This window comes from Rhodopseudomonas palustris, from assembly GCF_013415845.1.
In the GTDB taxonomy this organism is placed as follows: domain Bacteria; phylum Pseudomonadota; class Alphaproteobacteria; order Rhizobiales; family Xanthobacteraceae; genus Rhodopseudomonas; species Rhodopseudomonas palustris_F.
The window spans coordinates 3,909,902-3,932,310 of sequence record NZ_CP058907.1 but is presented as its reverse complement, the minus strand read 5'-3'; the positions used below and the strand labels follow the sequence as shown (position 1 = coordinate 3,932,310).

The 22,409-nt window shown below is 66.2% G+C and carries 18 protein-coding genes and 1 other RNA gene; 10 read left to right on the top strand and 9 right to left on the bottom strand.

Going from position 1 to position 22,409, the window contains the following annotated elements:
* Positions 1-42 precede the first annotated feature (42 nt).
* The gene (gene arsB / locus HZF03_RS17945; RefSeq protein WP_119017288.1) at positions 43-1,095 is read left to right on the top strand and encodes an ACR3 family arsenite efflux transporter; all 1,053 of its coding nucleotides are present in this window, start codon (positions 43-45) and stop codon (positions 1,093-1,095) included.
* 11 nt (positions 1,096-1,106) lie between these two features.
* On the opposite strand, the gene HZF03_RS17940 is transcribed toward arsB, so the two are convergent.
* The 4 genes from HZF03_RS17940 to HZF03_RS17925 form a co-directional block, all read right to left on the bottom strand.
* Positions 1,107-1,928, bottom strand: coding sequence for an SDR family NAD(P)-dependent oxidoreductase (locus tag HZF03_RS17940; RefSeq protein ID WP_119017287.1), 822 nt, complete (start codon positions 1,926-1,928; stop codon positions 1,107-1,109).
* Positions 1,925-2,644: an SDR family oxidoreductase gene (locus HZF03_RS17935; protein WP_119017286.1), complete on the bottom strand. Its 720-nt coding sequence runs from the start codon at positions 2,642-2,644 to the stop codon at positions 1,925-1,927. Before HZF03_RS17935 ends, HZF03_RS17940 begins: the two co-directional genes overlap by 4 nt.
* Positions 2,641-4,542 (bottom strand): B12-binding domain-containing radical SAM protein, encoded by a 1,902-nt coding sequence (locus tag HZF03_RS17930; RefSeq protein ID WP_119017285.1) that lies wholly within the window; start codon positions 4,540-4,542, stop codon positions 2,641-2,643. The genes HZF03_RS17935 and HZF03_RS17930 overlap by 4 nt, the downstream gene beginning before the upstream one ends.
* Positions 4,543-4,774: 232 nt before the next feature.
* The gene (locus tag HZF03_RS17925) at positions 4,775-5,413 is read right to left on the bottom strand and encodes an HAD-IA family hydrolase (protein ID WP_119017284.1); all 639 of its coding nucleotides are present in this window, start codon (positions 5,411-5,413) and stop codon (positions 4,775-4,777) included.
* Between the two features lie 176 nt (positions 5,414-5,589).
* Between HZF03_RS17925 and HZF03_RS17920 the strand changes: the two genes are divergently transcribed.
* Entirely contained in the window at positions 5,590-8,838 is a 3,249-nt protein-coding gene (locus tag HZF03_RS17920; RefSeq protein ID WP_119017283.1) for an autotransporter outer membrane beta-barrel domain-containing protein, read from the top strand.
* Between the two features lie 32 nt (positions 8,839-8,870).
* On the opposite strand, the gene HZF03_RS17915 is transcribed toward HZF03_RS17920, so the two are convergent.
* On the bottom strand, positions 8,871-9,110 hold the full coding sequence (locus HZF03_RS17915) for a hypothetical protein (RefSeq protein ID WP_012496979.1): 240 nt from the start codon (positions 9,108-9,110) through the stop codon (positions 8,871-8,873).
* A gap of 193 nt (positions 9,111-9,303) precedes the next feature.
* On the opposite strand from HZF03_RS17915, the gene HZF03_RS17910 reads away from it, so the two are divergent.
* Both HZF03_RS17910 and HZF03_RS17905 read left to right on the top strand, forming a co-directional pair.
* Positions 9,304-11,259 (top strand): methyl-accepting chemotaxis protein, encoded by a 1,956-nt coding sequence (locus HZF03_RS17910; protein WP_119017282.1) that lies wholly within the window; start codon positions 9,304-9,306, stop codon positions 11,257-11,259.
* 123 nt (positions 11,260-11,382) lie between these two features.
* Positions 11,383-12,624: an extensin-like domain-containing protein gene (locus tag HZF03_RS17905; RefSeq protein WP_119017281.1), complete on the top strand. Its 1,242-nt coding sequence runs from the start codon at positions 11,383-11,385 to the stop codon at positions 12,622-12,624.
* Here HZF03_RS17905 and HZF03_RS17900 read toward each other — a convergent pair.
* On the bottom strand, positions 12,621-13,286 hold the full coding sequence (locus HZF03_RS17900; RefSeq protein WP_119017279.1) for a TetR/AcrR family transcriptional regulator: 666 nt from the start codon (positions 13,284-13,286) through the stop codon (positions 12,621-12,623). The genes HZF03_RS17905 and HZF03_RS17900 overlap by 4 nt on opposite strands.
* 181 nt (positions 13,287-13,467) lie before the next feature.
* Here HZF03_RS17900 and HZF03_RS17895 point away from each other — a divergent pair, with 181 nt between their 5' ends.
* On the top strand, positions 13,468-14,736 hold the full coding sequence (locus HZF03_RS17895; RefSeq protein WP_119017277.1) for an HlyD family secretion protein: 1,269 nt from the start codon (positions 13,468-13,470) through the stop codon (positions 14,734-14,736).
* A 150-nt stretch (positions 14,737-14,886) separates the two neighbouring features.
* Positions 14,887-16,479, top strand: a complete 1,593-nt coding sequence (locus HZF03_RS17890) for a DHA2 family efflux MFS transporter permease subunit (protein WP_119017276.1) — start codon at positions 14,887-14,889, stop codon at positions 16,477-16,479.
* 51 nt (positions 16,480-16,530) lie between these two features.
* Here the strand turns inward: HZF03_RS17890 and HZF03_RS17885 are convergent, their stop codons facing one another.
* Positions 16,531-16,731: a hypothetical protein gene (locus HZF03_RS17885; protein ID WP_179906182.1), complete on the bottom strand. Its 201-nt coding sequence runs from the start codon at positions 16,729-16,731 to the stop codon at positions 16,531-16,533.
* Here HZF03_RS17885 and HZF03_RS17880 point away from each other — a divergent pair.
* Entirely contained in the window at positions 16,730-17,299 is a 570-nt protein-coding gene (locus tag HZF03_RS17880) for a Fic/DOC family protein (RefSeq protein ID WP_011159080.1), read from the top strand. The two genes, HZF03_RS17885 and HZF03_RS17880, sit on opposite strands and share 2 nt — an antisense overlap.
* 52 nt (positions 17,300-17,351) lie before the next feature.
* Here HZF03_RS17880 and rnpB read toward each other — a convergent pair.
* An RNA gene (gene rnpB / locus HZF03_RS17875) (RNase P RNA component class A) lies at positions 17,352-17,808 on the bottom strand.
* 62 nt (positions 17,809-17,870) lie between these two features.
* On the bottom strand, positions 17,871-18,737 hold the full coding sequence (locus HZF03_RS17870; RefSeq protein ID WP_012496972.1) for an N-acetylmuramoyl-L-alanine amidase: 867 nt from the start codon (positions 18,735-18,737) through the stop codon (positions 17,871-17,873).
* Positions 18,738-19,235: 498 nt separating this feature from the next.
* Between HZF03_RS17870 and rsmH the strand changes: the two genes are divergently transcribed.
* Genes rsmH through HZF03_RS17855 form a run of 3 tightly spaced genes read left to right on the top strand, consistent with a single transcriptional unit; the run spans position 19,236 to position 22,365 of the window.
* Entirely contained in the window at positions 19,236-20,234 is a 999-nt protein-coding gene (rsmH, locus tag HZF03_RS17865) for a 16S rRNA (cytosine(1402)-N(4))-methyltransferase RsmH (protein ID WP_119017273.1), read from the top strand.
* Positions 20,231-20,614, top strand: coding sequence for a cell division protein FtsL (gene ftsL, locus HZF03_RS17860; RefSeq protein WP_119017293.1), 384 nt, complete (start codon positions 20,231-20,233; stop codon positions 20,612-20,614). Before rsmH ends, ftsL begins: the two co-directional genes overlap by 4 nt.
* Entirely contained in the window at positions 20,611-22,365 is a 1,755-nt protein-coding gene (locus tag HZF03_RS17855; protein ID WP_011159076.1) for a peptidoglycan D,D-transpeptidase FtsI family protein, read from the top strand. The genes ftsL and HZF03_RS17855 overlap by 4 nt, the downstream gene beginning before the upstream one ends.
* Positions 22,366-22,409: the final 44 nt, after the last annotated feature.

The window sequence follows — 22,409 nt, the reverse complement described above, 5'->3', positions numbered from 1 at the left end:
CTCCCATCCAAGAAGTCATCGGATCGCCAAAAGAGGCTCGCCATGTCCACCTTCGAACGCTATCTCACTCTTTGGGTCGCGCTGTGTATCGTCGTCGGGATCGCGCTCGGGCATCTGATGCCGGGTGCGTTTCAGGCGATCGGTGCAGCCGAGATCGCCAAGGTCAATCTGCCGGTGGCGGCGCTGATCTGGCTGATGATCATCCCGATGCTGGTGCGGATCGACTTCGCCGCCTTGGGCCAGGTGCGCGAGCACTGGCGCGGCATCGGCGTCACGCTGTTCATCAATTGGGCGGTGAAGCCGTTCTCGATGGCGGCGCTGGCGTGGCTGTTCGTCGGCTATCTGTTCAGATCGTATCTGCCGGCGGACCAGATCAACTCCTACATCGCCGGCCTGATCATCCTCGCCGCTGCGCCGTGCACCGCGATGGTGTTCGTATGGTCGAACCTGACCAAGGGCGAGCCGCATTTCACGCTGAGCCAGGTGGCGCTCAATGACACCATTATGGTGTTCGCATTCGCGCCGATCGTCGGTCTGCTGCTCGGCCTGTCGGCCATCACCGTGCCGTGGGACACGCTGGTGCTGTCGGTGGTGCTGTACATCGTGGTGCCGGTGATCATCGCGCAGGGCCTGCGGCGCTGGGCGCTGGCGTCGGGCGGTGAGGCGCAATTGCAGCGGCTGCTCGGCATCTTCCAGCCGCTGTCGCTGGTTGCGCTGCTGGCCACGCTGGTGTTGCTGTTCGGCTTTCAGGGCGAGCAGATCATCCGGCAGCCGCTGGTGATCGCGCTGCTCGCAGTGCCGATCCTGATCCAGGTATATTTCAACGCCGGGCTCGCGTATCTGCTCAACCGGCTCAGCGGCGAGCAGCACTGCGTTGCCGGCCCGTCGGCGCTGATCGGCGCCAGCAACTTCTTCGAACTCGCGGTTGCCGCGGCGATCAGCCTGTTCGGCTTCGAATCCGGCGCCGCACTCGCCACCGTGGTCGGCGTGCTGATCGAGGTGCCGGTGATGCTGACGGTGGTGGCGATCGTCAACCGCTCCAAGCGCTGGTACGAAGCGGATCAGCGCGCGCCGGTGGCGCGGACGCCGGGCTGAGCGAGCCCTGGTTAAGCGGCTCCGGCCGCGGCGCGCAGTGTGGCGCGCGCGACGCCGAACGGCTCGCCCAGCGACAACCCGCCGTCGATCACCAGCGTCTGACCGGTGATGTAACCGGCCGCCGGCGAACACAGGAACGCCACAACCTCGGCGATCTCGGTGCCGGTGGCGGCGCGGCCGAGCGGCACCGCAGCTTCGAGCACAGCCCGATTGACCGGATCGTCGCTGAGCTTGGCGCCGACATCGCGATCGACCACGCCGGGCGCGACCGCGTTGACCCGCACGCCGCTGCGGCCGAGATGCCAGGCGAGATAGCGGGTGAGCTGTTCGACGCCGGCCTTGGCGACGTGATAGGCGGCGGTCTCGTGCGCGACGGTGCGCGCCAGCACCGACGACAGATTGACGATCGCGCCGCCCGCTTGCGCCAGATGCGGCAGCGCGGCCTGCGCGGTGAGCATGTAGCCGCGCAGCATCACCGCTTCGGTCGCGTCCCACAGTGCGGCGCTCTGCTCGGCAAATGGCGGCCGCGCCCGCTGCGTCGGCGCGGCGTTGTTGACCAGGATATCGAGCCCGCCGATCGCGGCGGCGCTCGCCGCCACTGTCGCGGCAATCGCATCCTCGTCGCTCATGTCGCCGACGATAAAGCGGGCATCGCCGCCGGCATCGGTGATCGCGCGTGCCGCGGCTTCGCCGGACTCGTGCTTGAGGTTGACCAGCACGACCTGCGCGCCGTGCAGCGCCAGCGTGCGGGCGATCGCGAGGCCGATGCCTTGCGCGGCTCCGGTGACCATTGCGCGGCGGCCGTACAGGGGCAGGGCGGCGCGCTCGCTCATCGCGGTGCCGGCGATGGCGGCCGCGCCGGCCGCAGCTCGATCCGGCTCGCCAGCGCGCGCGGCGCGAACGACAGCACATCGATCACCGCCTGCGCGACATCGTCGGCGGACAGGTGCCAGTCCTGCGGCGGCTCGCCGGCAAAATCGGTGGCGACCCGGCCCGGCATCACGCAACTGACCCGGATGCCGAACGGATGCAGCTCCTGCAGCAGCGACTCCGACAGCCCGAGCAGGCCGAATTTCGAGGCGCAGTACGCCGCGCCGCCGCCATAGGCGTTGACGCTGGAGCGGCTGCCGATGTTGACGATGGCGCCGCCGCCGCGCGCCTTCAGCGCCGGGATCGCGTAGTGGCAGCAATAGAACGCGCCGGTGAGGTTGGTATCGAGGGTGAGCCGCCAGTGCTCGGGCGGAAACGTCTCGACCGGCCCGAGCAGACCGACCCCGGCGTTGTTGACCAGGATGTCGAGGCCGTCGAACGCGGTGACGGTGTGGTCGACCAGCTGGCGCACCTCGGCCTCGTCGCGGACGTCGCATGCGAGACCATGAACCCGGCCGCGGACGCCGTTGCGCAGCGTCGGCAGCGCCTGGGCGATCTCGCTCTCGTCGCGGGCGCAGATCATCACCGACGCGCCGGCCTGCGCCAGCGCCCGCGCGATCGCAAAGCCGATGCCCTTGCTGCCACCGGTGACCAGCGCGGCCTTGCCGGCGAAACTCATGCGTGCACCTGTTGGCGCTGCGGCTGCGGCAACGGCCGGGTCAAACCGCGCGGTATCGGGCCGGCGAACCAGTCCGGCGGCTGCTCGAGATGCGCCAGCACCAGCAGTTCGGGGAACTGCGCGACGCGGTTCTGCCAATAGGCGGACGTTGCGGTGAGCCGCAGGAAGTCGGCGCGGTGATGGGCATGGCGTTTCACGTCGCCGAGCAGGTGATAAGCATGCGCCAGCGCCGCGGCCATCGAGGCGTCGTAGGGATAGCCGTCGTGGATCGCCTCGATCCAGCGCGCCAGCTTGGCGGCGTTGCCGCCGGGCCGGAAGTTCGGATTGTCGAGGAAGTTGGCGACCAGGTTGAAGCTGAACCAGATTTCTTTCTGCTGTTCGAGATCCGGCACGCTGTTGCGGTCGATCTCGAACACCTCCCAGCCGGTGCGCAGCACGCGGCCGGGCGCGAAGCGGTAGCCGAATTCGCCGCGCTCGGCGGAGCGCCCCGGATTGATGGTCTTGTCGTAGCGCTCTTCCTTGGTGCGGGCATCGCCAAGCGATTGGAACGCCGAGAACATCTCGGTGCCCTTCAGCGGCTGGCAGATGTAGAAGCTGGCCCAGTCGCTGGCGAGTTCGACCGCCAGATCGTAGCTGTCCATCATCTGCCCGAAGGTTTCGTCGGGAAAGCCGATGATGAAATTGGTCGAGACGAACACGTTCGGATATTTGGCGAACAGCTCGGCGCGGGCGCGCAGCTTCGGCTTGGTGGTCGGCTTCTTGATCGTCTTCAGCATCGCGTCGTTGCCGGACTCGACACCGATCTTGAAGGCGCGCAGGCCGGACGCCACCATCGCCTGCATCACCTCGTCGTCGATCGCCACCGCGATCAGGCCGTTGCTGGCGGTCCATTCCAGCCCCGGCACCTGCTCGGCGAGGCCCCTGAACAGCGCCAGCGCGCGCTCCCGGTCCCACAGCAGATCGTCGTCGAGCCAGTCGATCGAGCGGATGCCGTGATCGGTGACGAGGTGCTTCACCTCGTCGATGACGTCCTGCACCGTGCGCTGCCGCAGTCCGAAGCCGTTGAAGTTGCGCACCGTGCAGAAAGTGCAGCGGGCGCGGCAGCCGCGGGCGGCGAGCACCGTGGCGAACGGCTTGTCGGCGCCGACATAGCGCGAGAACGCCCCGAGCCCGCCGTAGCGGTGATACTCCTCGATCCGGATCGCGTCGTAGAACGGCGTGACGTCCCAGTTCACCGGATTATCCGGTGGCGGTGCGCCGAGCTCGACGATAGCGCCGGCCTCGGTGAACGCCATGCCGACCGGAATGGCGTCCGGGGTGCCGGCCAGCGCGCCGAGATAGCCGATCAGTTGCTGTTCGCCTTCGTGGCGGGCGACGATGTCGCACAGCCCGCTCGCCAGGATCTCCCGATAGTCGAACGTCGCCTGCACGCCACCGCACAGGATCGGTACCTGCGGAAATTCGCTGCGGATCAGGTCGATGACTTCGGTGAAGCAAGGCTTGGTGGTGCCGAACATGTACGACACGCCGACATGCGGGTTGGCGCAGGCCTTGATCGCATCGCGGACCAGATCGCGCCAAAGGCCGTAGTCGAAGCCGTCTCCATGTGCGGCCTTGAGCAGCTGATGATTGATGTCGATCAGGTGGATACCGAGCGCGGGATCGGCGGCGCGTGCCGCAGCGGCGAGATACAGCAGGCCAACCGGCGGGAAGTTGTAGTAGCCGCCGCTGCGTGCGGTGGTGACGTCGAAATAGCTCTGCGGCAACAGCGCCGGCTGGATCAGGATCAGGTCGCTCGGCCGCTGCAGCGAGCGAGCGACGGCGAAGCGGTCGAACTCGGCGCGGATCCGGGCGCGATCATCCGACGCGGAACTGATGGTCGCAGCGGCCTTGGTCATCACAGCGGACTCGCGGGCTTGCAGGAACGATCGAACGCAAAGCAACCACGGACGCCGCCCGCTGATGAAAGCGCGGCGGCGCGTCACGAATCAATACAATCACTCTGGCATGAGTAGAAGCGCAGCAGCAGCGCCGCGCTCCTCGGGAAACTACGCGGACGCCAGATCTCTAATGACGGTCGGCGGCTGTCAGGAAGCGACGCCGCCGACGAGGGGCGAGGGAGATTGGCGATCAGGCGCCGCGCAAATTCAGCCCGGTCGCGTCTTCGAGTTCGGCGATCGCCTGTTCGGCGCTGACCACCTTGATGGTCGCCATGCCCATCTCGCGCGCCGGCTTCAGATTGACGCCGAGGTCGTCGAGATACACGCAAGCCTTCGGATCGACCCCGAGTGCATCGATCATCATCTGGTAGATCTTGGGATCCGGCTTGCGCAGGCCGATCTTGGCGGATTCGATGACGTGGTCGAACAGCGCCATCACCTCGGCGACATACAACGTCCGCCCCGAGCTCGAACCGATCGCGTTGGCCGGCAGATTGTTGGTGATGCAGCCGGTCTTGTGGTTCTGCTTGATGGTGCGCAGCGCGTTGACCATTTCGGGCCGCAGCGTCCCCGACAGCAGCGGCAGCACGTCGCGGCCGCGCACCTCGGCGCCAAGGGCGCGTGATTCTTCAGCGAACAGCTCGTCGAAGGTGTCGAGATCGATTTCCGCGCGCTCGAATTTGGCCCAGGCGTTCTCGAAATGATTGGCGGCATTAGTGCGGCGGATGATGTCGAGCGGCAGCCCGCGCTCGGTCTCGAACCGTGCAAACGCCTCGAACGGCGAACTCGTGAGCACCCCGCCGAAATCCCAGATCACCGCCTCGATCATCGCGTTCCATCTCCCCGCTGTTGTTTGCCGGAGCGCTATCACGCGTTCGCGGCGGCGACCAGTCTGATCGCAGATGTGGGTTCCAATAATGGTTCCTATTTGCATCCCAATCCTGAACCTTTAGGTTGTTTTCTGAATCAGGTCGCCAATGACCTGAGAGGTGACAGGGCAGTTGCGTGCAGGTTCGGGGCATTGGTGAGGGGCTGAGGTCGAGCGTCACAGGTCGGCCCCGTGGCGCACGAAGACGGATGGTGCTGTCGTCGCTGCTTGCTTCGACAGCGCTGGTGGCGGTGGCGATGCCCGCGTTGGCCCAGCAGGTCTGGGTCGGCGCCGATCAGATTTACAATACGCCTTCGAATTGGAGTGGCCCGGCCACCGTTCCGGACACGGGCGACACCGCAGTGTTCCGCAATAACGGCGCATCGACGGCAGTAGTGCTGTCGACCACACGTAATCCGAACGGTTTCACGTTCGAAGCCGGGGCACCGGGCTTCCTCATCGGTGTCGCGTCCGGCGGCCAGCTTAATTTTAACGGCGCCGGCATCGTCAACAATTCCGGCACCACGCAGCAGCTCCTGATCGGTCCGAGCAGTCAGATCGATTTTCGGGGGAGCAGCACGGCTGCCGATGTGACGATTACAAATACAGGCGGCACACTGATCTTCAGCGAGACCTCGTCGGGCGGAACGGCGGCAGTCGTCAGTAATGGCGGGGATCTGGCGCTGCGGACCACCTCGGGGGCGATCTCGATCGGATCGTTATCGGGCAGTGGAACCGTTCAGGCGACGGCGGTGGGCGGGGTTCCGGTCCAGACTCTGACCGTCGGCAGCCTGAACACCTCCACGGAATTCTCAGGCACGTTCGTCGACAACGGAGCACAATTCGCGCTCGGCAAGACCGGCACTGGAATGCTGACCCTGACCGGTGACAGTTTCTACACCGGCGGCACCACGATCTCGAGCGGAACGCTGCAGCTCGGCAATGGCGGGATCAGCGGCTCGATCACCGGCGACATCACCAACAATGCGACGCTGACGGTCAACCGCAGCAACGGCACCAGCCTCGGCGGCGTGATCTCCGGCAGCGGCCAATTAGTCAAGCTTGGCGGCGGCATTCTAGCGCTGCTCGGCAACAACACTTACACCGGCGGCACGACGATCTCGGCGGGCACGCTGCGGGTCGGCAACGGCGCTACCAGCGGCTCGATCGTGGGCGACGTCGTCAACAACGGCGTGCTGCAGTTCAATCGGTTCGACTCGATCGGCTTCAATGGCGTGATCTCCGGCAGCGGCAGCGTCACCAAGCTCGGCAATAACGCGATGATCCTGGGCGGGGACAACACCTATACGGGCGGCACGACAATCAGCGGCGGTTACTTGCAGGTCGGCAATGGGGGCACCGGCGGCTCGATCGTCGGCGACGTCCTCAACAACGGGACGCTGGAATTCGCGCGTTCCGACGCCCATACGTTCAGTGGCGCTATTTCCGGCACCGGCAATCTGATCAGCTTCGGCGGCAGTGCCGGCACTGGCGTCTTCACGATGACCGGAACCAATACTTACACTGGGGGCACCACCGTCTCCAGAGGCACATTGCAGATCGGCGACGGCGGCACCTCGGGCTCGATCGTCGGCGACGTCACCAACAACGCCACGCTCGCCTTCAATCGCTCCGACGCGACCAGCTTCGGCGGCGCGATCTCAGGCGGCGGCAATCTGATCAAGCGCGGCGCCGGCAATCTGTCGCTGACCGGCGTCAGCAGCTACACCGGCGCCACCACGGTCGAAGCCGGCACGCTCGGCGTCAACGGCTCGATCGCCTCGTCGTCGCTGACGACGGTGAATGCCGGCGCAGCGCTCGGCGGCAACGGCACGGTCGGCACCACGCTGATCAACGGCGGCGCGCTGGCGCCCGGCAATTCGATCGGCACGCTGAATGTCAGCGGCAACCTCACGTTCACGGCGGCGTCGAGCTACATGGTCGAGCTGTCGCCGAGCAGCGCCGACCGCGTCAACGTCAGCGGCACTGCCACGCTCGGCGGCGCCACGGTGAACGCGTCGTTCGCCAGCGGCGGCTATGTCGAGCGGCAATACACTCTCGTCAATGCGACCGGCGGCGTGGTAGGCACCTTCGGCACGCTGGTGAATACCAATCTGCCGTCCGGCTTCAGATCGAACCTCGGCTACGATTCCAACAATGCCTATCTCAATCTGGTGCTCGACTACACGCCCGGTCCGTCGCCGGACATCAACAGCGGCCTGAACCGCAACCAGACGGAGGTCGCCAATGCGCTGAGCGGTTACTTCGCGCGCACCGGCAGCATCCCGATCGTATTCGGCGCGCTGAATCCGAGCGGGCTCAGCGCCGTGTCGGGCGAGACCGCGACCGGCGCGCAGCAGTCGACGTTCAGTGCCATGACCCAGTTCATGGGCGTATTGACCGATCCGTCGAGCAACGGCCGCGGTGCGCGGGATGCTGCGTCGGGGCCGTTGGGGTTCGCGGATCGCACGCCCCGCGGCTCGGCGTCCGACGCCTATGCGATGATCACCAAGAGCGCTGCCGAGCGGTTCGTTCCGCATTGGAATGTGTGGGGCGCGGGCTTCGGCGGCGCGCAGACCGCCGATGGCAATGCTTCGCTCGGCTCCTCCACCGCAACCAGCCGGCTCGCCGGCATTGCTGCAGGTGCCGACTACTGGCTGTCGCCGCAGACCGTCGCGGGCTTCGCCATGGCCGGCGGCGCCACGCAGTTCGGACTGACGAACGGGCTCGGCTCGGGCACGTCGGATCTGATCCAGGTTGGCGGCTTCATCCGCCACAGTTTTGGTGCGAGCTACCTGACCGCAGCGGCGGCCTACGGCTGGCAGGACATCACCACCGAACGCACTGTCGCGATCGGCGGCCTCAATCAGCTCCGCGCCAACTTCAACGCCAACGCTTACTCCGCGCGGGTCGAAGCCGGGCATCGCTGGATCGCCCCGGTGATCGGCGGTGTTGGTCTGTCACCGTACGCTGCCGCGCAAGTGACTGCCTTTGATCTGCCGGCCTATGCCGAGCAGGCTGTGGGCGGAACTGGCGTGTTCGCGCTCGGCTATGCGGCCAAGACCGTGACCGCGACGCGTAGCGAGCTCGGCCTGCGGACCGACAGGTCGTTCGCGCTGGATGGCGCGCTGCTGACACTGCGCGGCCGCGCCGCCTGGGCGCACGATTTCGACGTCGAACGGTCGGTCGCAGCAACCTTCCAGGCGCTGCCCGGCGCCAGCTTCGCGGTGAACGGCGCGCGGCCGGCGCGGGATGCTGCGCTGACCACGGTGTCGGCGGAAGTGAGCTGGCTGAACGGCTTCTCGGTCGCCGCCAGCTTCGAAGGCGAGTTCTCCGACGTGACCCGCAGCTATGCCGGCAAGGGACTGCTGCGCTACGCGTGGTGATCGCTCCGGCACGTGGCCAGAGTCCGCGCGCCTCAATGCATGGTCTTGCTGCTCTTGAGGAACGGCCGGCGGGCGGATTCGTGCTTCTCGTACAGCTCGAGCCAGCGGCGATCTTCAGGCCGGTACCATTCGTCGCGCGTGACCTGGGGCAGCGGCATGCTCTTGCTGATAATTTCCTCGAGGCGAAAATACTCGGCGGTTTCCTCCGCCGTCAGCCCGATCAGCACGCGGTTGCCGCAATCGTCGAGTTCGTAGTCGTCGTCCTTGATCATGCGGTTAGTTGACCAAGCGGGCCGATGGGGTCAACGCGATTACGGTCTTAACCTAACCGGTCAACCTTACCGGGGCGGCCGGAACTCGTAATTTTACGAGGTAGGCAGGTATTAACCGCTTCTTGTTCCCTTGCCGGTAGGTGTGAGGCTGCTGCGGTTCAACCGCGCAAATGCCTAGAAAAGGGACTGCGGAATGCTCAAATCGATTTCGGCCCGGATGATCGTGGCCATCACGCTGGTGGCGATCGGCTCCTGTGTCGTACTCGCTGGCTTCAGCGTTTGGCGCCAGAAGGCGACGATCGATGTTGCGCTTGAGCGCGAGCTACGCGCCGATTTCGCCAACATCACCGCGGCGACCGAGGCCGAGACCCGAACCACGCTGGCGCTCAGCGATGTGCTGGCGGCGCTGCCGCCGCTGCGTGAGCTCACCAAGGCGAGCGACCGCGACGGGCTGATGAAGCTGCTCAAGGAAGGCCGCGACCTGACCACGCTACGCGGGCTGTCGCTGTACACGATCCAGGTGCCGCCGGCGACGACGCTGGTGCGTATCCACAATCCCAAGACCTTCGGCGACGACGTGTCGGGGCGGCGCGCCATGGTGGTGCAGGCGATGACCACCGGCAAGGCCGTCGGCGGCATCGAGCCGGGGCTCGACAATCTCACGGTGTTCGGCACCACGCCGATGGTCGAGGACGGCAAGGTGATCGGCACCGTCGATATCGGCGCGCCGTTCGGCAAGGCGTTCGTCGAGCGGATGAAGGCGCGGTTCGGCGTCGACGTCGCGATCCTGCAGATCAACGGCGACAAGACCAATGTGATCGCCTCGAGCCTGCCCAATCCCGTCACCGATCTGGCGACGCTGCGCCGTGCGTTCGGCGGCGAGCTGATGATCGAGAAGGGCGAGGCCGACGGCAAGGCGATCGCCACCACGTTCGGCCCACTCAAGCGCTTCTCCGGCGAGCCGGTTGCGGTGCTGATGATCGCGCGCGATGCCAGCGCCTATGCGGCGCTGGAACGGCAATCGATGCAGTGGCTCGCGTTCGCGGCGATCGCCGCCGTGCTGGCCGCCGCGGCGATCGCCGTATGGCTCGGCCGCAGCATGGCCAAGCCGATCCAGGCGCTTGGCAATGCGATGCGCGACATCAGCAGCGGCCGTCACGACGTCGAGGTGCCGGGCCGGGGGCGGAGCGATGAGATCGGCTTGATGGCCCAGGCGGTCGAAGTGTTCAAAGAGGGGCTGATCGAAACCGGCCGGCTGCGTGCCGCGCAGGACGAGCAGCGGATCACCCACGAAACCGAGCGCCGCAAGGCGATGCACGAACTCGCGGCGCGGTTCGAAACCGGCGTCGGCAGCGTGGTTGAACTGGTCGGCTCGGCCGCGACCGAGCTGCGCGGCACCGCGGACTCGATGGTCGGCACCGCAAGGGAATCCGAGCGCCGGCTGGTGGCCGCGACCGCAGCCTCGCAGCAGGCGACGTCCAATGCCCAGGCCGTTGCAGCGGCGGTCGAAGAGCTCGATGCATCGATCACCGAGATCGGCAACCGGGTCGATCAGTCGGCGCGGGTCGCCGGCGAGGCGGCCACTCAGGCCGGCCGCACCAATGAAGAGGTGCGCAGTCTCGCCGAGGCCGCGCAGAAGATCGGCGAGGTGGTGACGCTGATCAGCGACATCGCTTCGCAGACCAACCTGCTGGCGCTCAACGCCACCATCGAAGCGGCGCGCGCCGGTGACGCCGGCCGCGGTTTCGCAGTGGTCGCCGCCGAAGTGAAGGCGCTCGCCGAGCAGACCTCGAAGGCGACCGAGGAGATCACCACCCAGATCAACTCGATCCAGCAGGCGACGCAATCGTCGGTGCAGGCGATCGAAGGCATCACCGGCACGGTGGCTCAGATCAACGAGATCGCTACCGCGATCGCCAGCGCGGTGCGCGAACAGAGCGCGGCGACGCGCGAGATCGCCCACAACGTTGCCGAGTCCGCGCGCTCGACCACGGAAGTCTCCAGCAACATCTCGGGCGTCAACGAAGCGGCGCGCGAGACCGGCGTGGCGGCCGGACAGGTGGTCGAATCCGCGTCCGAATTGTCGCGCAGCGGCGAGGCACTGAAGACTCAGGTGGACACCTTCCTGCGCGAAGTCCGCGCCGCCTGATCAGGCGGCGACGGCGACAGTGAGGCGCTGCGGGATACGACGTTCCGCGCTCCTCTTATGGTTAAGAAAACCTCGCCCAATACCGTTCAATTCTCTTTAATCAGATTGGTGGACTGTGCGCGCATGACGCGCGGAGTTCGTTTGTATCTCGTCGGCTCCTTCGTCCTCGTCTCTCTCGCGGGTTGCGGTCGCGGTCTGTTTCAGACCGCCGAGCGCGAACCGTGGCGAGCCGAGGCCGAGATCGCGTGCTTGAAATCCGGCGTGGTCCGCGAAGGACCGGATCTGGTCCGGATCGATCCGATCTCAGGCCCTGGTGTGTGTGGTGCCGAGTTTCCGCTGAAGGTGGCGGCGCTCGGCGAAACCGGCGCGATCGGCTTTGCCGACGATCTGCGTCCGCCGGGTGCGATCGGCGGTGCCGGCCAAAGCCAGCCGCGCTGGCCGGGCGGCCAGCCGCAACCGAACTACGCGACACCTCAACGTGGCTATGCCGAACCGCCGGCGCGCGCGCCGAACTACGGCGCACAGCCGCAGACCGGCTACGGCGCGCCGCAAGGCGGCTACGGCAAAGCGCCGGTGTCGCTGAATGCGCCGGGTGTGGGGCCGGCTCAGGACGATATCGAACTGCCGCCGGAAGGCGAGCCGTCCGCCGAGCGTCCGCCGGCCGAGAACGTCACCGGCTATCCGCGCGGCGCTGCGCCGCAGGGCGGCTATCCCGGCGAAGCGGAGCGGCCGCTGCCGCGGCTCGGCCCGGGCCAGCAAGGCGGCATCACCGGCTCGGTGGGGCCGGTGGCGATCAAGCCGACCGCGACGCTGGCGTGTCCGATCGTGTCGGCGCTCGATCGCTGGCTCGCAGAGTCGGTGCAGCCCTCGGCGATGCGCTGGTTCGGCGTGCGCGTGGTCGAGATCAAGCAGATCTCCGCGTATTCGTGCCGCGGCATGAACGGCAATCCGAACGCCCACATCTCCGAGCACGCGTTTGGCAACGCGCTCGATATCGCCGCCTTCGTGCTGGCCGACGGCCGCCGCATCACCGTGAAGGGCGGCTGGCGCGGATTGCCGGAGGAGCAGGCGTTCCTGCACGACGTGCAGAACTCGGCATGCCAGATGTTCACCACGGTGCTGGCGCCGGGCTCGAACGTCTATCACTACGATCACATTCACGTCGATCTGATGCGGCGGCGCAGCCAGCGCACGATCTGCAAGCCGGCCGCGGTGTCCGGCGAAGTGATCGCGCAGCGGCTGCAGCAGCGCAATCCTTACGCGGGCAGTGCGTCGCCGGGGCCGGGCTGGAACGGCGTCACCGGCTCGATCGGCCGCAACGCGTCGCGCCACAAGGTCGATCGCGACGAGGCCGAGGACGATTAGTCGAACGACAGTTCGTTCGAGCCGCCGGCTTTCGGCGCCCGATAGGCCGCGAGGAACAGCGCGGTGGCGCTGTCGACCACGCCGGCGATCCGCGCGGGTGAGGGCGGCTCCGACGTCTGGAAGATGAACGGCAGAAACAACGTTGCCTGACAGGCCTGCATGAATTGCGCGGCGGCGAGGTCGCAGTTGTCGATCTGAAGGACGCCGGCCGCGACCTGGGCCTGCAGATAGCGCCCGAACCGGCCGATGGTGTTGGCGATCACCCGCTCGTAGTAGCGCCGTCCGATCTCCGGCATTCGCTCCGCGATCGCCATCACGGTGCGGATTGCCGAGGCGCCGCGCGGATTGCAGATCAGTGCGATATAGGCGTTGCCGAACGCGCGCAACGTCGCTTCGATGTCCCGATCGGGAACGAATTCGAACGACAGCATCCCCTGCGCCAAGCTCTCCTGCTCGACGATCTCGCAGAACAGCGAATTCTTGTCGGCGAAGTACACATAAAGCGTGCCCTTGGAGACGCCGGCGGCGCGGGCGATCTCGCCCATGCTGGCGCCGTCGAAGCCGAACTCCAGAAACACCGCGCGGGCACCGTCGAGGATTTGGCGCCGCTTGGCGCTGTCGTCGTCGCTGTGAATCGCCGCCGCCGATGTGGGTGCAACCATTGGTTCAGCCTGTCCTGCAAAATCATGGGAGTGGAACGAGGGCGGAAACGCACACCTGCTACCCTGGTGCCGTGAAGTTAAGTTGACCGAACCGTTCGGTCAATGGTAGTTCTGGATAACCTGCCAGGGCTACCAGCCCGGCTGGCTCATTTGTCGTGCGAGCTGAGTTCAGGAGAACCCGATGTCCGGACGCGACCAAGCTGCCCGCGTGCTGCGCTCCGAGCCGGAGAACGGGGAGGCCGTAGCGGCGGCCGGCGCACCGCCGCATCCGGCTGTGCCGTCGCAGGCCGAGGCGCTGCGCTCGCTGCTGGAAGATCCCTCGACGCTGAAGCTCGCCGATCCGCCCGAGCCCGACGCCGAGTCCGAGCCGGTGGCGCCTGCCGCGCGTCCGGGCGCGGCCGCCAAGCCGCCGAGCAAGAAGAAGTTCGTGCTGATCGGCGTCGGCATCGCGGCGCTGGCCGCGATCGGTTACTTCGGCACGCAGTACATGCTGGTCGGCCGTTTCATGGTCGGCACCGACGATGCCTATGTCCGCGCCAACAACACCACGCTCGGCGCCCGCGTGTCCGGCCACATCGCCGCGATCCTGCCGCGCGACAATTCCGAGGTGAAGGCCGGCGACGTCGTGTTCCGGATCGACGACGGCGACTACAAGATCGCGGTCGACTCCGCGCGCGCCAAGATCGCCACCCAGGAAGCCACCATCGCCCGGATCGGCCGGCAGATCGTCGCGCAGCAGAGCGCAGTGGAGCAGGCGCAGGCGCAGCTCGCCTCCGCTGAAGCCGCCGCCAAGCGCGCCGACCTCGATTTCGATCGCCAGCAGGCGCTCTCCACCAAGGGCTTCGCCTCGCGCGCGGTGTTCGAAACCTCGCAGGCCAGCCGCGACCAGACCGTCGCCTCGGTGGCCGCCGCCAAAGCTGCCTACGACGCGGCGCGCGACAATGTCGAAGTGACCAAGGCGCAGCAGGCCGAAGCCCGCGCCCAGCTCATCGAGCTGCAGAGCGCGCTGGCGAAGGCCGAGCGCGATCTCGCTTTCACCAATGTGCGCGCGCCGGTGACCGGCGTGTTCTCCAACCGCCTGGTCAATGTCGGCGACTACATCAATGCCGGCCAGCGGCTCGCCAACATCGTGCCGCTCGACGGCGTCTATATCGACGCCAACTTCAAGGAAACGCAGCTGCGCCGGCTGAAGCCCGGCCAGAAGGTCGGCATCTCGGTCGACGCGTTCTCCAGCCGCAAGATCGAAGGCACCGTCGACAGCCTGGCGCCGGCGGCCGGGCAGGTGTTCACCCTGCTGCCGCCCGACAACGCCACCGGCAACTTCACCAAGATCGTGCAGCGCGTCCCGGTTCGGATTCGCGTGCCCGCCGACGTGGCGCGCGAAGGGCTGCTGCGCGCCGGCATGTCGGTCTATGTCGACGTCGATACCCGGACCGGCGACGCCAAGTAATTCTTTTCTGTCAGCGTTGTTGCGAGGAGCAAAGCGACCAAGCCATCCAGCCCCGTGCACCGAGTCCTGGATTGCTTCGCTTCTCGCGCAATGACGGAAATTCTGTTTGATGATTGACGGCCCCTCAGGCCTGGCGCTGAGAACTTAGCGATGTCCGCGACAACCACGGCAGATACACCGATCGCGGCGCCCGCCGAACCGTCCGAGCACGTCCCGGCGACACGCCTGATCGCGTTTCTGATCATGGTATTCGGGATGTTCATGTCGATCCTGGACATCCAGATCGTCTCGGCATCGCTCTCCGAAATCCAGGCCGGTCTGTCGGCGTCGTCGTCCGAAGTCTCGTGGGTGCAGACCGCGTATCTGATCGCCGAAGTGATCGCGATCCCTCTGTCCGGCTTCCTGTCGCGCGCGCTCGGCACCCGAAATCTGTTCGCGATCTCGGCCGCCGGCTTCACTTTCGCCAGCCTGATGTGCGGCTTCACCTCGTCGATCGCCGAGATGATCGTGTGGCGCGCGATCCAGGGCTTTCTCGGCGCTGGCATGATCCCGACCGTGTTCGCCTCGGCCTACACGGTGTTTCCGCGCAGCAAGTTCAACATGGTCGGCCCGATCATTGGTCTCGTCGCGACGCTGGCGCCGACCATCGGGCCCACGGTCGGCGGCTACATCACCGACCTGATGTCGTGGCACTGGCTGTTCTTCATTAACATCGTGCCCGGCATCGGCATCACCATCGGCGTGCTGGCGCTGGTTGATTTCGACGAGCCGCATTACGAGCTGCTCGATCATTTCGACTGGTGGGGCCTCGGCTTCATGGCCGGCTTTCTCGGCTCGCTCGAATACGTGCTGGAAGAGGGCCCGCGCAACGACTGGTTCAACGACGAGTCGATCTTCATTTTCGCGATCGTCTGCGCGGTCTCGGCGGTGGCGTTCTTCTGGCGGGTGCTGACCGCGCGCGAGCCGATCGTCGACATCCGCGCCTTCACCGACCGCAACTTCGCGATCGGCTGCATGTTCCAGTTCTGCGTCGGCATCGGGCTGTACGGCCTGACCTACATCTACCCGCGCTATCTCGCCGAAGTGCGCGGCTACAGCGCGTTGATGATCGGCGAGACGATGTTCGTCTCCGGCATCGCGATGTTCTGCACCGCGCCACTCGTCGGCCGGCTGATGGCGCTGGTCGACATGCGGATCCTGATCGCCATCGGCCTGATCCTGTTCGCCGGCGGCACCTGGCAGATGACCTGGATCACGCGCGACTTCGATTTCTACGAGCTGCTGTGGCCGCAGATCTTCCGCGGCGTCGGCATGATGATGGCGATGGTACCAGTCAACAACATCGCGCTCGGAACGCTGCCGCCGCACCGGGTCAAGAACGCCTCCGGCCTGTTCAACCTGACCCGCAATCTCGGCGGCGCGCTCGGGCTGGCGCTGATCAACACCATCCTCGACGGCCGCACCGACCTGCACATCTCGCGGCTGCACGACAAGGTGAACTGGGGCAACGCCCAGGCGATCGAGCTGCTCAACACCTTCACCCAGCGCTTCCAGGGCATGGGCGATGCCTCGATGATGGCGCTGAAACAGCTCACCGCGATCGTCCACCGTCAGGCCGTGGTGATGAGCTACGGCGACGCCTTCTTCCTGCTGACGGTGTTCTACCTCGGACTCAGCACGCTGGTGTTCCTGCTCGCCAAGCCGGCCAACCCGATGGCCGCGGCGGGCGGCGGGGGGCATTGAGGCGCTCCGGCCCGTGACGCTCTAGGCGCTTTGTGATAAGCTCATCGAATGTCAGAAGATAATCGTTATCGGGATCAGGCGGCGCAGCAGGAATTCCTTCTTGGCGCCGAGCGCTTCGAAAAGATCAGCGCTGTCGAGGGCATCATCCTCTCTGACGAGATGAAGCGCCGTGCCGACGAGGCAAGGCGTCTCGGGCTTTCTGCGGAACAGCGGATCGAGCGGATCAAGGAAGTTTACCGCAAGGGTTAGCATGTACGATGCGGTCTCCGATCCGTATTGCTATCCGGGTACGACGGTTCTGAGGAATCTGGTCGATATTCGCGACCAAGCCACTCTGGATCGTTACGAAGCCGAAGTTACTGCGGTGCGCGCAGAACAGCCGGTTCCTTCGGGGAAGCTCGATCATGTCCACTACAGCGCCTTTCATCGGCATCTGTTTCAGGACGTCTACGATTGGGCCGGGCACTACCGTACTGTGCGCATAGCCAAGGGCGGCAGCGCCTTCTGCTATCCGGAGTACATCGAGCAACAGATGGTCCGGCTGTTCGCAAGTCTTCAGGCGGACGATCACTTCCGTCGTTGCTCGCGGGAGGACTTCGCGTCTTCTGCTGCTCACTTTCTTGCCGAGCTCAACTCCATCCATCCTTTCAGGGAAGGCAATGGACGGACACAGCTCGCGTTCCTCACTCACCTCGCCGAGGTTTCGGGACATCCGCTGCATTTGAAGCGGTTGGACCCGGCGGCCGTGATGGCAGCGATGATCTCGAGCTTTCTCGGTGATGAAAGGCAGCTTCGCGACCTTATCGACGCGCTGTTGTGACCTTGCGAAATGGCGAAGGGCCCGACGTTTCCGCCGAGCCCTTCATTCATTAAGTATCAGCCGGCCTGTAAGCCGGGTTCTGGAGGGCACCGCTTCCTTGCGGACGTGGTACGCGACGGCCATTCCTCTGGGACGCTGTTTGCACAGCGCCTCGAGCAACCTACCCGGACGGCGAGCCTGACATCGCCCTGCGGAGTTATCGCTGCGAGCAGCGAACTATCCGCGATGCCGTCCCTATTCGGTTTTGCTCCCGGTGGGGTTTACCATGCCGTCCCCGTTGCCGGCGACGCGGTGCGCTCTTACCGCACCTTTTCACCCTTACTGCCCCCACCCCGACCCTCCCCCGCAAGCGGGGGAGGGAGAAGAAAGAGGAAGCGGTTCGTTCTCTGTGGCACTTTCCCTGGGGTCGCCCCCGCCGGACGTTATCCGGCACCGTATGTCGATGGAGCCCGGACTTTCCTCCCCGGCGGCCTTTCGGCACTTGCCGGAGCGGCCGTCCGGCCGACTGACGCGGCAAGCCATGCGGGCTTGGGCCGCGATCGTCAAGCTGCAAGTGGTGTGGCCGAAACGCTTAGCCGAGCGCAGCGATGGCGCGGGCTTCCACCGGGAGCCGTGCGAGCAGCGCGTGCAGCGTTGCCAGCGTCGAGGCGTCGGCGATTCCGTCGACCTTCTCCGGGCGGAAGTGGCGCTGGAACGCGGTGACGACGTCGGTGGTGGCGTGGTCGTAGCTGCCGTTGACCGGGACGCGGTAGCCGTAGTCGGCCAGCGCCTGCTGCATCAGCCGCACCTCGTCGCCCTCGGTGCCTTGCTTCAGCGCCGGCCCCGGCACGATCCGCGCCGGCTCGACCCACAGGCCCACGCCGGAGGCGGCGAGCGATCGCCACGGGAATTTCTCGCCCGGGTCTTTCTTGCGCGCCGGTGCCACGTCGGAATGGCCGACGACACGGTGCGGTGGCACATCGCGGCGCAGGATGATGCCGCGGCACAGCGCGATCACCGCCGCGATCTGGCGCAGCGGATAATCCGGATAGCCCCAATCGTGGCCGCGATTGATGATCTCGATGCCGATCGAGCAGGAATTGATGTCTTCCTCGCCGGCCCAGGACGCGACGCCGGCGTGCCAGGCGCGCTTGGATTCCGGGACGCATTGCAGGATCCGGCCGTCTTCGAGCACGACGTAGTGCGCCGAGACTTCGGTGCCGGCCTTGCACAGCCGGGTCAGCGCGCCTTCGACGTCGGGCATGCCGGTGTAGTGCAGCACGATCATGTCCGGACGGCGCGCTTTATTCCGCTCGCCATAGTTCGGCGAGGGGAGCACGTCGGACACCATCGACGAGTCGGGCGTGAAGGTCTGCATAGACACCATGCCCTTGGGCAAAGGGAGGGCGCGTCGACGTTTCGACTCCAGACCAGCGGACGCTAACGAACCTGACAACATCGGATGACTCAATACTGGCAGGACCACGGCGAAGCTGACCGACGCCGACTGCAACACCCGATTTACTATCTGAGTCCCTACGGTCTCCCGCAACGCGCAGTCTTCACGATTTTGCCATTTTCTGTGGACGAGCGCGGTTGCTCGTCGTGCAGCGCGGCGGAAATGCCTGCGAGCAGCGCCGCGTTCCTCGGCGCGGGATGACGGGCAGGCGTCAACGGTTTCTTAAGCGTAAGCGCCGTTACTGAGGGGTGAACAGCCGGTGTCAAATTGCCGGCAATATTTCCTGTGACGCCCCATAAGCCGATGGCAATCCATCAGATTCCATGCGGAGAGCCGGGTTCGTCGGTCGCCTTGGTCGGCTGGCGTAGCGCTCCGCCGGCGGAATGGGACGAGGCGAGGCACGATGGGCCGATTGCCCTGCAGCAAGCCGACGATCAGCCGGACCGGTTTCCGCGTCATGCGGGACCGACGGGGCTTTGGTGCGGCCGGGGCGATCGCATGAAGCCGTCCGACGCGCGCCATATTCCGGTGCTTGGGCCCGAAGCGGTCGGCCTGCTCGCGCCGCGCGACGGCGGCATCTATGTCGACGGCACGTTCGGGGCCGGTGGCTACACAAGGCTGATCCTTGAGACCGCCGGCAGCCGCGTGATTGCGATCGACCGCGATCCGAGCGCGATTGCCGGAGGCGCCGATCTCGTCACTGAGGCTGGCGGCCGGCTGACACTGGTGCAGGACCGGTTCTCCAATCTGGCCGACGTCTGCGCCGCCCAGGGCGCCGCGACGGTCGACGGCGTGGTGATGGATATCGGCGTGTCGTCGATGCAGCTCGACCAGGCCGAGCGCGGCTTCTCGTTCCGGTTTGACGGGCCGCTCGACATGCGGATGGGGCGCGACGGTCCGAGCGCGGCCGATGTCGTCTCCCGCGCCTCCGAAACCGATCTCGCCAACATCATCTACATCTTCGGCGAGGAGCGGTATTCGCGCCACGTCGCCCGCGCGATCGTGGCGGCGCGCAGCGAAGCGCCGATCACCACGACCAAGGCGCTTGCCGACATCGTTGCCAAAGTGGTGCGCGCCAAGCCGGGCGAGATCCATCCGGCGACCCGCACGTTCCAGGGCCTGCGGATCTTCGTGAATGAAGAGCTCGACGAGCTGCACCAGGCGCTCGATGCCGCCGAGCGCGTGTTGAAGCCGGGCGGGCGGCTCGCGGTGGTGTCGTTCCATTCGCTGGAAGATCGGATCGTCAAAACCTTCCTGACCGAGCGCAGCAAGACCGGCGGCGGTTCGCGCCATCTGCCGGAAGTCGCGCAGGCGGCGCCGAGCTTCACGCTGCTCAGCAAGCGGCCGATCGTCGCCGGGGACGCCGAAGTTGCAGTCAATCCGCGCGCGCGCTCCGCCAAGCTGCGCGGCGCCGAACGCACCGAAGCCCCAGCGCATGCAGCCGGCGATCTGCCGGGATGGCCGACGCTCGCCAGCGTGATGAGGGCCGGGCGATGATGCGGCTCGTGCACGTGCTGGTGATTGGGATGCTGGTGTTCGCAGCAGCCTATGTGTACCGGATCAAGATGGAGTCGACGGTGCGCACCGAGAAGGTGCTGCAGATCCAGGCCGAGCTCCGCAAGGAGCGCGAGGCGATCGCCCGGCTGCGCGCCGAATGGGCCCAGCTCGACTCGCCCGGCCGGCTGCAGGGCCTCGCCGCCCGCCATCTCAAGCTCAAGCCGGTCGGCGCGCGGCAGTTCGATGCGCTGAAGAACCTGCCCGAGCGGCCGCCGGCCGTCGTCGATCCCAGCGCTCCCGATCCGATCGCCTCGATGATCGATAAGATCGACCCCGACATCGTCACCGGCTCGCTGCCGGCTCCGGAGCCCGCCCAGTGACCGATCCTTCGCTGCCGCTCGTCGGCCACCACGTCAAATGGCGCCAACGGCTGATCCGAAGCCTGATCTACGGCAAGGACGTCGATCGCGACGGCAAGGCGCGCGCCCGCGTCGGCCTGGCGATGATCGCGTTTGCGGCGGTGTACGGCATCATCGCGTTCAAGCTGTCGATGATCGCGGTGTTCGGCGACGGCCACGGCGCGCGCCGCACCGGCTCGCAGGACGCAGTCGCCACCGCGCGGCCGGACATCGTCGATCGCAACGGTCAGGTGCTGGCCACCGACGTCAAGACGCCGTCGCTGTTCGGCGAGCCGCGCCGGCTGATCGACCAGGACGAAGCGGTCGAACTGCTCACCGCGACGCTGCCCGACCTTGAAACGCAGGAAGTGCGCGAGCGCCTGGCGTCGAAGAAGGGCTTCGTCTGGCTGAAGCGTGAAATCACGCCGCGCCAGCAGGCCGAGATCAAGAAGCTCGGCATCCCCGGCATCGGTTTTCTGCGTGAGAATAAGCGCGTCTATCCGAACGCCGCCGAGGTCTCGCACCTGATCGGTCTGGTCAACATCGACAACCAGGGCATCGCCGGCATCGAGAAATGGCTCGACAATAATGGCCTTGCCGACCTGCACCGCGCCGGCTTTGCGTCCGACCGGATGCAGCGCCCGATCGAGCTTGCGCTCGACGTCCGCGTCACCCACGCGCTGCGCGACGAACTGATCAAGGCCAAGGAGAAGTACAGCGCCAAGGCGGCGTCGGGTCTGGTCTCCAACGTCAAAACCGGCGAGATCGTCGCGATGGTGTCGCTGCCGGACTTCGATCCGAACAATCCGCGCGAAGCCAACGACCCCGACCGCATCAACCGGCTCACCACCGGCGTGTACGAGATGGGCTCGACCTTCAAGACGCTGACGCTGGCGATGGCGCTCGATGCCGGCAAGGCGACGCTGCATTCGATGTACGACGCGCGCGGGCCGCTGCATTACGGCAAGTTCAAGATCCACGACTCCCACAATATGGGCCGCGCGATCTCGCTCGCTGAAGTGTTCACCTATTCGTCGAACGTCGGCGCAGCGCGCGTGGCGCTGTCGATGGGCGTCGAGGCCCACAAGGCGTTCCTGAAAAAGGTCGGCCAGCTCGACCGGCTGCGCACCGAGCTGCCGGAAAGCGCGTCGCCGATCGTGCCGAAGCGCTGGAGCGAACTCAACACCATCACCATCTCGTTCGGCCACGGCGTCGCGGTGGCACCGCTGCAGGCGGTGATGGGTATCAACGCCATGGTCAATGGCGGCTATCTGATCCCGCCGACCTTCCTGAAGCGCACCGAAGAGGACGCCAAGAAGCTCGGTAAACGGGTGATCAAGACCGAGACCAGCGACAAGATCCGCTATCTGATGCGGCTCAACGCCGAGGTCGGCACCGCCAAGACCGCCGACCAGATCGCCAAGGGCTATTACATCGGCGGCAAGACCGGCACCTCGGAGAAGGTGGTCAACGGCCGCTACGCCAAGAAGCAGGTGCTCAACTCGTTCACCGCGATCCTGCCGGCGGACAATCCGCAATATCAGGTGCTTGTGATGCTGGACGAGCCGAAGGCGCTGCCGGAGACCCACGGCTTCATCACCTCGGGCTGGAACGCCGTGCCGACCGGCGGCAAGGTGATCGAGCGAATCGCGCCGCTGCTCGGAATCGAGCCGCGGTTCGACATGCCGCCGCCCGACCGCCTTATTCTTGCGTCATCGAGGGCCGGCCAGTAGCCGCGCGACCTGCCGCGTCGGCGCCGTCCCTGCCGTTTTGCGCC